Raw genomic sequence first — 13603 nt, forward strand, 5'->3', positions numbered from 1 at the left:
AACATGAGAATTGCTCAAATTTCTCCTTTATGGGAGCGCGTTCCTCCCTTTCGCTACGGCGGAATAGAACTAATCGTCAAACTTCTGACAGATGAATTAGTTCGGCGCGGTCATGAAGTAACTTTGTTTGCTTCTGGTGACTCGATTGTGAAAGCAAAGTTGCACTCAGTTCACGACCAGGCTTTACGGCTCGACTCTTCTATTCAAGAGCCAGATATCTATCATCAAATGATTCTCGCTGACCTTTATCAAGAAGCATACGCCAATTTTGATATTATTCATTCCCACATGGGTTATGCGGCTCTTGCCTATAGTAATTTGGTCAAAACACCCACCGTACATACACTCCACGGTGCATTTACATCCGATACCGCTAAAATATTTCGGCGTTTTGGCAAGCAGCCTTTAATCAGTATTTCCCAATCCCAGCGAGAACCCTGCTTAGACTTAAATTACGTTCATACAGTCTACAACGGTATTGATACCGCTGTGTATCCCTTCTACAGTGAACCCGCACAGCCTGCTTACCTGGCTTTTGTGGGTAGAATTTCGCCACAAAAAGGAGCAGTAGAAGCGATAGAAATTGCCCGTGCAGCCGGTTTACCCTTAAAAATAGCTGGTAAAGTTGACGTGGTGGACATTGATTATTATCGACAACAAGTAGAACCACTAATTGATGGCGAACAAATTCAGTACCTTGGTGAAGTTTCCCACGAAGACAAGGTAAAATTATTAGGTGCAGCAACAGCGACTTTGTTCCCTATCACTTGGAGAGAACCTTTTGGTTTAGTGATGATTGAATCAATGGCTGCTGGTACCCCCGTAATCGCCATGAATTTGGGTTCTGTGCCGGAGGTTATAGAAGATGGAAAAACAGGTTTCGTTTGCGACTCGATAAACCAAATGATTGAGATGGTTCCAAAAGTGATAAAACTAGACCGTCAAACTTGTAGAGAATACGTTGTTAGTCGCTTTAGTGTTGAATCGATGACTGACGAGTACGAGAAAGCTTACTCGATGGTTTTGAATTCGGTTGCCGCTTTGTAAGTCATCCTCTGTAACGGGTTGAAGGTCAAGTTATCGCTTAATAGCGACCTTCAACACTCGTTCTATAAATTCAATCATAAATGTGATTGTAAAACTATCCAAACAAAGTTTGCTTAAAACGGACTTTGTTTTCTTATGTGTTACTTTACTACTAGATTATTTTTTTAAACATAGTTTATTCGTACTTATAGCTCGATCACAAACGAGGCTAATAATTCTACTAAACTAATGTAAATATATATACTTTTAATAAATACTAAAGTAATTAAAAATAATCATTGTTTGATAATTTAGAATTAATCATTATTTTTATGGTATATATAAAAAAATATATTGTTTTTTTCTCTGTTCGAGATAAAAGCAACGTCTATAAGTATGATTATATTTGCTTGACGTATATTTAAATAAACATAAATAAGAGTTATATAAAATGTTTAAATAATTTACGATAATAGCTAATAGATAAATTATACAGAGGCTGAAACTCTAACGGTTAGAGTAAAACAGTTGAACTAGATGCTGTATAAAAGTTATCTAGCAAAGAGTGCTAGCAAAAATTAAGTATAAATCAATTAAATAGTTACCTGGTTTTATTTAAAATAGTTTTGCTATTTACAACACTTTTTTATATATACAGATTCATGAAGATTTTGTATATTCGCTCTTGTTGTGTTCCCTAACTTAACTTTATGCGAGCAATCAAAATGCTCAATGGCTCAAATGAATTTTATTCGCGTCTTTTTTTCAGAGTGACGCATCTCTAACAAAGAAACTATACACCAGTACACGGAATTTTTGCTAATGACACCGGATACCCTGATGACACCGGACAAAATTTCACTAGACGGACAAACTTTCGTTCCTGCCGACCAAATTCCCATCCCAGAATGGCCTTGCGTTCTCAGTGAAAGACCACAGGCATCTTTGACTATAAAAGATGATGACTTATTTTTAGTCACAGATACCTTGGGTAACATCGCTGGTTGTTCGCTCAATGATGTCAATCCCAGCATGGGGATGTTTTGCTGCGATACCCGCTTTTTGAGTCGCTTAGAACTACAAATTGAAGGGCGATCGCCAGTTTTGCTTAGCAGCACAGCGGATAAAGGATTCTCGCTTTCGGTGCTGTGTACGAATCCTAGAATAGAAGACCGCCTCCAAGCCGATACAGTGGGTATTCGCAGGGAGTTGGTGCTTAACGGTGCCTTATTTGAGGAAATAGAAGTTTCTAATTATAGTACGAGTACTGTCAGCTTTGAATTAAGTATTAGCTTTGATGCCGATTACGTAGATTTATTTGAAGTCCGAGGTTTTGGTCGGGAGAATCGCGGTAGGTTGCTGCGTTTAGTAGAAGCACAATCTACTGAAGCAAGTAACGACGGTGTGGTATCGGTACAAGACGGAGATAAACCAAGAAAAGAAGAAGTCTTAACCCTTGCTTATCAAGGTTTAGATAACTTAATCATGGAATCGCGCATCCATTTCCAGCATCGTCAACCAGATTATTTTAAAGGTTATACCGCTGTTTGGCAGTTGGAATTAGCTACCCACGAAACCCAAAAACTGGGCTACCGGGTAAATATGTTTACAAATAATCAGCCCACTTCTACTGTTAGTCCTCCCGTTACTTTGGTTCAGGCGAGATCTGCCGAAATGATGGAAGAACAAAATTGGGTACAAAAGATTACCAAAATTCGTGCGGATAAAGGTACTTTTAATCGAGTTATCGAACGCGGCGAACAAGATATGTATTTGTTGCGTCAGTCTTTTGGCAAATCTAAGACTGTTTCTGCGGGAGTACCGTGGTTTTCAACTTTGTTTGGTAGGGATTCATTGATTACCGCTTACCAAACTTTGATGTTAAATCCGGAAATTGCCAAGGAAACTTTGACCTTACTTGCTCGTTATCAAGGTAAAGTTGATGACGAATGGCGGGAAGAAGAGCCGGGTAAAATACTCCATGAGTTGCGCTTCGGGGAGTTAGCTCGCACTCAGGAAATTCCCCACACACCTTACTACGGTACAGTTGACGCTACTCCTCTGTGGTTAATGCTTTACGCCGAGTACTTCGCTTGGACTCATGATAGCGAGACTTTAGAGCAGCTCTGGTCAAATGCTTTAGCAGCAATGGATTGGATCGATCGCAATCTCAAGGAGACAGGCTTCCTCAGCTACTACCGTAAATCAAAGCGCGGTTTAGTTAACCAAGGTTGGAAGGATTCTGGAGACTGTATTGTAGACCGTAAAGGAGAATTAGCAAACGGTCCAATTACCCTTTGTGAAGTCCAAGGTTATGTTTATTCAGCAAAAATGCGTCTTGCAGAAATTGCTCGGATGAAAAAGCGGCTCGATTTAGCAGATCGCTGGCAAGAAGATGCCAGAAATTTAAAAGTTCGTTTTAATCGCGATTTTTGGATTGAAGACCAAGATTTCTGTGCCTTATCTTTAGATGGCGACGGCAGACAAGTGGACAGCATTACCTCTAACCCAGGTCACTGTTTGCAGTTAGGAATTTTTACTCCTGAGAATGCCTACAGCGTTGCCGAAAGACTACGCGCACCTGATATGTTTAATGGTTGGGGTATCCGCACTTTGAGTAGTTTATCCCCCGCTTACAACCCAATGGGTTATCATATCGGTTCCGTATGGCCTCATGATAATGCTATTATCGCCATGGGATTACGTTCCCTGGGGTTAGTTGACCAAGCTCTGGAACTTTTCCAAGGTTTGTTCGACATGACTTCTATGCAGCCTTATCAGCGTCCACCGGAATTATTTTGCGGTTACGAGCGTAACGGTGATGAAGCTCCTGTGAGGTATCCAGTGGCTTGTACCCCCCAAGCTTGGGCTACTGGTTCTATTTTTCAGCTGCTACAAATGATGGTTAATTTAGTGCCAGACGCACCTAATAATTGCTTAAGAATTATTGATCCAGCACTACCAGAATCAATAAACAGTCTTTCTTTTCATAACTTGCGAGTTGGCTCGACAATTCTTGACTTAGAATTTGAGCGTTCTGGTAGCACTACCGCTTGTCGTGTTGCCAAAAAACGTGGAAACCTCCGAGTTGTGATTGAAGCCTAGTTACAAATCAATCCAGTTCAGTTTATAAAACTGTGAATCAACGATTAACCTAATGTAGAGACGCGGAGGACATTATTTCGCGTCTCTACAAAAGTTTAAAATCCTTTAATGTTTTTGACAGCAAATTATCACCTTTAACCTTCCTCAGCTTCTCCTTTACTTCCTGGGGATGATTTATAAAGAGCATCAAGCTGCTGACGAGCATCTTCAACATTAATCGAACGCATTACCAACAGCGGTTCTTTGACAATATTGCCAGAATTATCTAATAGTTCTGGGTGGGGTACAAACTGTTTTCTTGATGTAGAAAACGGATAATTCCCTTGATTTTTACGAATTTCTTCTAATTCAGACCTCGTAAATCCCGCTGGATAATTTGCTTCTCTACCAAAACTAAACATGATTAAATTACGAATCAAGTTGGCAACAGCTATAAAAGCAAGGATAGTAAAAGCAAGAATGTAAAGCAGTTGTAGTAGCATTGACTTTTTCCTTTAAAAGCAACAAATTTTTTAAATAATCATTGACTCAGGTTTTTTACAATCTTATTTCTGACCGTATAACTTAAGTGCGTCCATACTTAATCAAACAAATTCGCTATACAAAAATCAGATATATGTCGCATTAAATACATTTTTCCTTGAACGTCATTAATATTAAAGATGTTAAGAAAAAGTATCATTAACCTTATAATTGGTCTTTGTCTATGGAAACATCCTGCTCAGAGCGGAATCTCATTGCAATATTCCAGCATTCGGTAACTAGTTGATGCCAAGGCTTAAGCGTTGCCATATCAATGCCCACCTTACCTTCAGTCGCTGCAAACAACATTTTAGCTGCTTGTACTTCATCAGCCGCAACCCTTACTCGCTTCAATAAGTTAGATTGCTCCTGCGGATCTATAAATGAGAGATGCTCTGTTTCTAGAAAAGTTTGCGATTGCAGCAGCAAAGCTGAACGCGTAAACCAATACTCAAAGTCTTCCAACAATGGCTGCAAGACTGTATGAAGTAATTCAAGCTCTGGTAAATTAGAGTCTCGCATAAATGAGAAAAAAAATCCGAATATTATTACTAATATTAACGTTCTTTAATATTCTTAACATTTAACGCCACACAGTTATCCAGCTAGAATCTTAAAATAATCTGTAATTTTGACTACAGTTTTATTACCATTATATATATTCACCTTCTGATCTGTACACATCCGAAAGACAGAATATTTAAACATGGGTTGATGAAAGTGATGCACTCTACCCCAAGGTCGTTAATATAGATGCAGTTCTACAATAAAATAATTTTCGCCAATGGTTAAACAGCCGATATCGCCGATTGAAGAAAAAAATCAATCAGAAAAACCTGAAAAAATCAATCTACCACGTACCAGTGAATCTGAGAATTTAAAAAAAATTCGCCATACAGCTTCTCATATTATGGCAATGGCGGTACAAAAGCTGTTTGCTAAAAGTCAAGTTACAATTGGTCCGTGGATTGAAAATGGATTTTATTATGACTTTGATAATCCAGAACCATTTACCGAAAAAGATTTGAAAGCCATCTACAAAGAGATGGTGAAAATCATTAATCGTAAATTACCAGTTACAAGAGAAGAAGTCAGCCGCGAAGAAGCCCAACGTCGCATCCAAGAAATTAACGAACCTTATAAATTAGAAATTCTCGAAGATATTAAACAAGAACCAATTACAATCTACCATTTGGGGGATGAATGGTGGGATTTATGTGCTGGTCCTCATTTAGAGAATACCGGGGAATTAACTGCTAAAGCGATTGAATTAGAAAGTGTTGCTGGTGCATATTGGCGCGGAGATGAGAATAAGGCACAGCTACAGCGGATTTATGGTACTGCTTGGGAAACTCCCGAACAGTTAACCGAATACAAGCGGCGTAAAGAAGAAGCAATGCGCCGCGACCATCGTAAATTGGGTAAAGAATTAGGATTATTTATATTTTCCGATTTAGTCGGACCTGGTTTACCGCTGTGGACTCCCAAAGGGACTTTATTGCGAACTCTTTTACAAGATTTTCTTCAAGAAGAACAGGTAAAACGCGGTTATTTACCAGTTGTAACGCCCCATGTTGGCAAAGTAGATTTATTTAAAAAATCGGGACACTGGCAGAAATATAAAGAAGATTTGTTTCCGATGATGGCAGAAGACGAGGAAGCCGCAGCGCAAGAGGAAGGTTTTGTTCTCAAAGCAATGAACTGTCCTTTTCACATTCAGATATATAACAACGAACTGCGTTCCTATCGAGAACTACCAATGCGTTTGGCTGAGTTTGGTACGGTTTACCGCTACGAACAGTCTGGAGAATTAGGTGGCTTAACCCGAGTAAGGGGTTTTACCCAAGATGATGCTCATATATTTGCGACTCCCGATCAACTTGATGAAGAGTTTCTTAATGTTGTTGATTTAATTCTGTCAGTATTTAATAAATTACAACTAAAGAATTTTAAAGCCAGACTGAGTTTCCGCGATCCAGAAAACAAGGAAAAATATATTGGTTCTGATGAAGCATGGGAAAAAGCTCAAGGTGCTATCCGTCGTGCAGTAGAAAAGTTAGGAATGGCTCACTTTGAAGGTATAGGAGAAGCTGCTTTTTACGGTCCCAAATTAGATTTTATTGTTAGCGATGCCTTGGAAAGAGAATGGCAGTTAGGAACGGTACAGGTAGACTATAACTTACCCGAACGCTTCGATCTAGAATACGTTGCTGAAGATGGTACTCGTCAACGTCCGGTAATGATACACCGCGCTCCTTTTGGTTCATTAGAAAGGCTGATTGGTATTTTAATTGAAGAGTATGCAGGTGATTTTCCATTGTGGTTAGCACCAGTACAAGTCAGATTATTACCAGTCGCAGAAGCGCAATTAGATTTTACTCAAGATGTTGCCGCTCAAATGAGATTATTAAGTATTCGTGCGGAAGTAGACACCAGTGGCGACAGACTTGGTAAACTAATTCGTAATGCCGAAAAACAAAAAATTCCGGTAATGGCTGTAGTCGGGCAAAAAGAAGTAGAATCAAATACTTTAAGTATTCGTAGCCGCGCTTCTGGAGATTTGGGAATCATCCCTGTATCCGAAGTAATGGATAATATCAAGAATGCAATTACCAATTACAGCAACTTTTAGTAGACAATAGAGATGGGCATATGCCCATTTCCTATTACCGAATTTATATAAATAACCAAAAAATAACATTATGAGTACTCCCAAAGAAAGCATCCAATCTATTTTGAGACAGTTACCGGATGATTGTTCTGTTGAAGATATTCAATATCATCTCTATGTCAGCGAAAAAGTGCGACGTAGCCTAGAAGTAGCGGATACTAGAGGAACAAGGACACACAATGAGGCCAAAGAACGTTTAAGCAAATGGCTTATCAAGTAGTATGGTCACCTAAAGCTTTAGATGATGTAGAAGCAATTGCCGTATATATCTCCCGTGATTCTGCTTCCTATACTGCCGCAGTCGTTAAGAAAATACTTGATGTTACTCGCAGTTTGAATCACTGTCCTTCTTCTGGTGAAATGGTGCCGGAATTCGATGACGATAGCATTAGACAACAGTTTGCCTATATGTATAGAATTATCTATCGTATCAAAGGTCAGACTGTTACCGTTGCCGCAGTCACTTACAAGAAGAAGCTCTTGGAGGAATTTGGCAAAGATTAATACATCTATCTAAAGCATAACTTTAACGTTAAGTAAAAACTCGGCTGATTTCTATAGCCGGGTTTTTTCTATGGTAAGGGAGTCAATAGTTATGAGTTAGGAGTTAGGAGTTAGGAGCTAAGAATTATTAATCAGTGTCATCAGTGTTATCCATTTAATCTGTGTTCTAAGTTAGGAGTTAAGAGTTAGGAGCTAAGAATTATTAATCAGTGTCATCCATTTAATCTGTAGTTATGAGTTAGGAGTTAAGAGTTAGGAGTTAAGAGTTATTAATCAGTGTCATCAGTGTTATCCATTTAATCTGTGTTCTAAGTTCTCCTAAATAACATCAATTGAACTAAAAAAATCAAATATTTTGATATGACAAGTTGTCATACTTAATCAAGCAGAAAATTTTTAACTAAGACAGCTTGTCAAAGATAAAAAAATACAAAACTTGTTATACAATTAGTTGACAATTTATATTATTTCCCGATAATCTTCTGTATATTCAGCAATTTAAAAACGTTCAGAGAACGAATATTCAAGATAAATAAATGTTAACAAAAAGTGATTTGCAGTAGGTAGAATATCTAGGATTTTCTGCTCGTTTTAGCATGGTTTATATGATGTGAATTGCGGTCAAATATAATCTGAAATAGCCCTGCTTGAATTTAAAAATGAAAATTACAAACGAGTTGTACCAGAGATAGATCGAGTACAGCAAATTCTGAATGCAAAAAATATTAGTGAAATCACACTTCAATTCAATGAAAAATAATTTTTACTTGTTTTCAATTAGTTCTCTCAGTTTATTTATTGCTTTTCCATCACTTGCAGTTGATATTGACAACAATCAAATGGATTTGAAAGATAATTCCCAAACTCAATCAAATATATTGAATCTCAGTGATTTTAAATCACCCGCAACTGATGCCAGCTTCCTAACTCAACCAATAAAAAACCAGGAAAATAACATTATTCAAATTAACAACATAAATGAAGAGGTTAATTATAGAAAAATATCTCAAAATAATAATCTAGAACCAGAAGAAACAGATGATTATGATATTATATTAGATGTGATTGGAGAGAGAAACACTTTACCAAAATCAACACCAACTCATGTGATTGATAGGGAGGAAATTGAAAAACAAGGTGCATCGAGTGTAGCAGATGTTCTGAAAAGAATGCCGGGATTTGTCATTAATGATGTTGGTCATGGAGCAGATATTCATACAGGAACTTATTATCGTGGAGCGTCAATTAATCAGTCGGTAATTCTGATTAATGGTAGACAAATTAATACTAATATTAATACTTATCATGGTGCTACAGATTTAAATAGCATTCCTGTTGAAGCAATTGATCGAATAGAATTATATAGTGGTGCAGCAAGCAGTTTGTATGGTTCTTCCGCAGTAGGTGGAGTTATTAATATTATCACCAAACAAGGTAGTGGGAAACCAAAACTAAATGCTACTGCCGAATTTGGTTCTTTAAATTCAAATAATCAACAATCAAGTTTTAGTGGTGGAACTGAAAATGTACGTTATAACTTGAGTTTTGAACGCTTTTTTATCGATAATAAATACCAAGTTCCTGTAGGTGCAGCTAATCGCGATGCAGATGGTAATTTATTTAATGCCGACACTGCTACTAGTGCTTACTTTGGGAATATTGCAGTTGATTTAAATGAGAAAAACACTCTGAGTTTAGATGTGAAAACACTCAGTAGTCGGCGTGGTTTAGTTTACTTTGGTTTTCCCTTGCAAAAAGATCGACTAGACCATGATGGGTTAAACATTGGTTTAGCTTGGAAATCCCAACTTGCCGATAATTCTCAACTCACAACTACATTAGGATTTAACCAAGATTATTTTAATACATACGGTCCCACAGTTTTTGAAAACACAGAATTTTATCGTACCGGAACTTTAGATACAAAACAATTTACTGGGAGATTAGATCATCAATGGAAAATATCTCCTAGATATCAACTTCGTTGGGGTTTGGATGTCAACAATCTCAACTTAGATGGAATTACAGACAGCACTCGTCCAGATAGAATTAGTTTGAACGAATCAGAAAATCAAAGTTTGTTGAATACAGCTTTATTTGCTGTGAATACTGTTAAAATTAACAATGCATTGCAATTTGATTTAGGATTAAGACAAAACTTTGATTCCGAGTATGGAAATTACTTTAATCCGAGTTTAGGTCTTCGTTATGGAATATCACCAAATCTTGCAGTGCGTGGAAGTTTGTCTTCTGTACAGCGAAATCCTGGTTTAGACCAAAAATATCTTTATGATACCGTACATGGATGGTTGCCAAATAGTGATTTAAAACCAGAAACTGGTTCTAATTGGACAGCGGGAGTTGATGTTAATCTATCGTCAAATTTAACTGGTCAATTTACTTATTTTGGTAGTAGTTTAAATGACCGTTTAGGTATAATTCAAGGTCAATGGCAAAATGTCGGATTAGTTGATACCAATGGGTTTGAAGCTGCATTAAGGTGGAATGTGACACCTAACTGGTCAACATTTTTCAACTACACTTATACTGATGCCAAAATTAAAACTGGAGCGGAAACAGGATTACAATTAGGTTTAATTCCTTACTCGAATTTACAAGCAGGAATTGGTTACGGAAAAGATGGATGGCAAGCAAATTTATATGGCACTTATTATAGTGGCGCTCGTCGGGCTTTATTTACGGCTCCTGGAGATAAAAACACAGACTTTTCACCATCTTATTTCAATTTAGACTTTAGCGCTCGCATACCCATTAATCAAAATTTAGGATTCACATTTTACTTAGAAAATTTATTAGGTGAACAGTACGAAAGAGTTAATAGAATTTATAGCCCTGGTTTGACTTGGAGAGTTGGTTTGAGTTCAAGTATTTAAACTTTTAACTAAAAATGGTTTAATCCAAGGAATCAATCACAAATATTGCAGTCGAATACACTGAAAAGATGAATATTAATTATATAAATGTTAAAATCATCATTATGGTGTATGTGTTCTATTCAAATTAAAACCGCTATAATCAGCAGGATAAAAATGCCAGCCATTGTTAAACTACAACTCTCTTTAGAAACTTTAGCTGAAGCTATTTCTTCCCTAGATTTAGAAGAAAAATGTCAACTTCAAGAAATAATTGAACAACAAATTTTTGAAGCTGAAGAAGCGCTTTACGATATTAATGATGAAAATCAACTTGTACAAATTTTACAGTATAAGCATCGAAAAGATGTTTCTAGAAAAGGTTGATTTAGGATAAACAACTAACCAAAATTAATGGGGATGATGCAATCATCACCCCCACCCAATCTTTCTAGAATAATTTGATAGCACCAGCCCAGAATTTGATAATTTCTAATTTACTACTCAGCAATATTAATCAAACTTGCAACTTTTGAATCTGCCAGTGTTGGTGAGATAAAAGTTTGAGAATATAGACTTGATGGTTGTTCGGATGCAACGACTGGTAGCGCTTCACGTACACGAGCTGCTACTTCTTGAGTCTTCAGATCATAAGTCTGTGTCGCCAATTTAGGATACAAACCGATACCGATAATTGGTAGTAACAAACAAGCAGTAATAAAAAGTTCGCGGGGTTTTACATCGAAAACTGTTTCATCCAGATGTAATTCTTCATTTTGCTTGCCGTAAAATACTTGTCTGAGTAGAGATAGTAGATAAATCGGAGTCAAAATTACGCCTACAGCACTCAATAACACAACTACAACCTTGAAGCTGGAACTGTAGACATCGCTGCTGGTAATACCCAGGAATACCATTAATTCGCCAACAAAACCACTCATTCCTGGTAATGCTAGAGAAGCCATTGCACCAGCGGTGTATAAAGCAAAGGTTTTAGGCATTATTTTCGCCATTCCACCCATTTTATCCATCATCAAGGTGTGGCTGCGTTCGTAAGTGACACCGGAAAGGAAAAATAATGCTGCTGCTATTAAACCGTGGGAAATCATTTGCAGTACAGCACCGCTGATACCAATTTCCGTGTAGGAAGCGATTCCAATTAACACAACACCCATATGAGCGATTGAAGAGTAAGCCAAACGTCGCTTCAAATTGGTTTGTGCAAAGGCACAACAAGCACCGTAAATAATGTTAACTACGCCCAAAACTGCTAATACGGGAGCAAAATAAACATGAGCGTTGGGCAGCATTTCCATATTGATGCGAATTAACCCATAACCACCCATCTTTAACAACACACCAGCCAAAATCATCGAACCTGGTGCTGAAGCTTCACCGTGAGCATCCGGCAACCAAGTATGAAGAGGGAAAATTGGCAGTTTTACGCCGAAAGCAATTAAGAAACCTGTATAAGCAAGCATTTCAAGGGCTTTGGGATACTCTTTCATCCCCAAAGATGCCATGTCGAAAGTCACGGTATCTCCAGAAAATGCCATCCCAAAAGCTGCTACTAAAATAAATATTGAAGCTGCCGCAGTATAAATAATAAATTTAGTTGCCGCATAGCGACGTTTTTGTCCTCCCCAAATTGAAATTAGCAGGTACACCGGCACCAACTCAATTTCCCACATCAAGAAGAACAGTAATAAATCTTGAGCTAGGAATACACCAAGCTGAGCGCTGTACATTACCAGCATCAACCCATAAAACAAACGCGGCTTGTTTGTAACTCTCCAAGCCGCGAAAATCGCCAAAGTATTAATTAAACCTGTTAATAAAATCAAAGGCATTGACAAACCGTCAACTGCTACTGACCAATTTAAACCCAACTGGGGTACCCAAGCGTATTTTTCAATTAACTGGAATGATGCATTCTGAAAATCGTAACTATGCCAAAAGGCATAAATCATTAATGTAAAGTCCGCGATCGCAATACCCAAACCATACCAACGAACGGTTTTACCTTCTTTATCAGGAATTAGAGGAATAAAAACCGCTGCCATTAGGGGCAACAGAATTATAGAAGTCAACCAAGGAAATTCGTTCATCACTGACAATCAGCTTATTTTTTCGCATTTGTTTACATTATATTAAGCATTTTATATTTTTGTAAACAGAATTTACCCCTATAAAATCAAAATTTCGGTTTTTTTTAGGAATAAATACTCAAAATTTCGGGTATTTTCATGGAATTAATAAACTTTTGTTAATAAAAATTGCAACGGCAGCTCAAGCTATCGTTGCAATTTGTAACATATATGATGTTTTAAGAAAGATAACACTCGCTAATTCCATAAAAAACCCGACTTCTGAAGATTGGTGGCTCAATCAAACGATGCGGTTAACAATATTCCAAACATCCTCATCGGAACGAACATAAGGAACGGAAACGGTTTTAAATCCAGTAATAAAAGGTTTGTAATATATTCGCCAGTAAAGCGGAGTTAAAATGTCGGCACAAGCTTTGAGACTATTGACTTCGGTTGCGAGTTCTGATGCTAGTTGATTAATTCGCTCTGCATGATTTTTAGCTTTGGTTCTAGCTTTTTCCAATTCTTCTTTCTGTTGAGGAAGACGGGTGATGTATCCGCGACGAGATTGTGACTGAGCAAGATAATTTGTTAATTGAGCTTCTAGGGCTACAATCGCCTGATCTATACCCTTAAGCTCAGCAAACAATTGAGGATTTTCTCTTGCTTGACGACGGTAGGCTTCGGCTATTGCTTGCGGTGAATCATCTTCAGAAGACTTGATATTTACAGCAAGAGCAGCACCTTCTCGACGCAATTGATTAATCTGAGCGCGAATTACTGCAATTTCTGCCTGCATATCCTCCATAATT

Annotated in this window: 10 protein-coding genes; 6 read left to right on the forward strand and 4 right to left on the reverse strand. The window is 37.6% G+C overall.

Annotated features, from left to right (window positions below; translation table 11 throughout):
* The first annotated feature begins 3 nt into the window (after positions 1-3).
* Both IQ247_RS07125 and IQ247_RS07130 read left to right on the forward strand, forming a co-directional pair.
* Positions 4-1047 carry a glycosyltransferase family 4 protein gene (locus IQ247_RS07125; protein WP_193918475.1) on the forward strand — a complete coding sequence of 348 codons (1044 nt, stop codon included), beginning with the start codon at positions 4-6 and terminating at the stop codon, positions 1045-1047.
* Positions 1048-1866: 819 nt separating this feature from the next.
* Complete coding sequence (locus tag IQ247_RS07130) at positions 1867-4131, forward strand: amylo-alpha-1,6-glucosidase (RefSeq protein ID WP_228059540.1); 2265 nt, start codon at positions 1867-1869, stop codon at positions 4129-4131.
* Between the two features lie 134 nt (positions 4132-4265).
* Here IQ247_RS07130 and IQ247_RS07135 read toward each other — a convergent pair whose 3' ends face one another.
* Together IQ247_RS07135 and IQ247_RS07140 are read right to left on the reverse strand one after the other, a co-directional pair.
* Positions 4266-4613, reverse strand: a complete 348-nt coding sequence (locus IQ247_RS07135) for a DUF2973 domain-containing protein (protein WP_193918479.1) — start codon at positions 4611-4613, stop codon at positions 4266-4268.
* A gap of 205 nt (positions 4614-4818) precedes the next feature.
* Positions 4819-5175 carry a DUF2605 domain-containing protein gene (locus tag IQ247_RS07140; RefSeq protein WP_193918481.1) on the reverse strand — a complete coding sequence of 119 codons (357 nt, stop codon included), beginning with the start codon at positions 5173-5175 and terminating at the stop codon, positions 4819-4821.
* Between the two features lie 262 nt (positions 5176-5437).
* On the opposite strand from IQ247_RS07140, the gene thrS reads away from it, so the two are divergent.
* From thrS to IQ247_RS07160, 4 genes are all read left to right on the forward strand, one after another.
* On the forward strand, positions 5438-7285 hold the full coding sequence (gene thrS, locus IQ247_RS07145) for a threonine--tRNA ligase (protein ID WP_193918483.1): 1848 nt from the start codon (positions 5438-5440) through the stop codon (positions 7283-7285).
* Positions 7286-7528: 243 nt separating this feature from the next.
* Entirely contained in the window at positions 7529-7828 is a 300-nt protein-coding gene (locus tag IQ247_RS07150) for a type II toxin-antitoxin system RelE/ParE family toxin (protein WP_193918485.1), read from the forward strand.
* A 713-nt stretch (positions 7829-8541) separates the two neighbouring features.
* Positions 8542-10722, forward strand: coding sequence for a TonB-dependent receptor plug domain-containing protein (locus tag IQ247_RS07155; protein ID WP_228059541.1), 2181 nt, complete (start codon positions 8542-8544; stop codon positions 10720-10722).
* 156 nt (positions 10723-10878) lie between these two features.
* Positions 10879-11088, forward strand: coding sequence for a hypothetical protein (locus IQ247_RS07160; RefSeq protein WP_193918489.1), 210 nt, complete (start codon positions 10879-10881; stop codon positions 11086-11088).
* A 113-nt stretch (positions 11089-11201) separates the two neighbouring features.
* On the opposite strand, the gene IQ247_RS07165 is transcribed toward IQ247_RS07160, so the two are convergent.
* On the reverse strand, positions 11202-12809 hold the full coding sequence (locus tag IQ247_RS07165; RefSeq protein WP_193918491.1) for an NAD(P)H-quinone oxidoreductase subunit 4: 1608 nt from the start codon (positions 12807-12809) through the stop codon (positions 11202-11204).
* A gap of 280 nt (positions 12810-13089) precedes the next feature.
* On the reverse strand, positions 13090-13599 hold the full coding sequence (locus IQ247_RS07170) for a coiled-coil domain-containing protein (protein ID WP_193918493.1): 510 nt from the start codon (positions 13597-13599) through the stop codon (positions 13090-13092).
* Between the last annotated feature and the right edge of the window lie 4 nt (positions 13600-13603).

Origin of the sequence: Plectonema cf. radiosum LEGE 06105, from assembly GCF_015207665.1 — a bacterium.
GTDB lineage: Bacteria > Cyanobacteriota > Cyanobacteriia > Cyanobacteriales > Nostocaceae > Rivularia > Rivularia radiosa_A.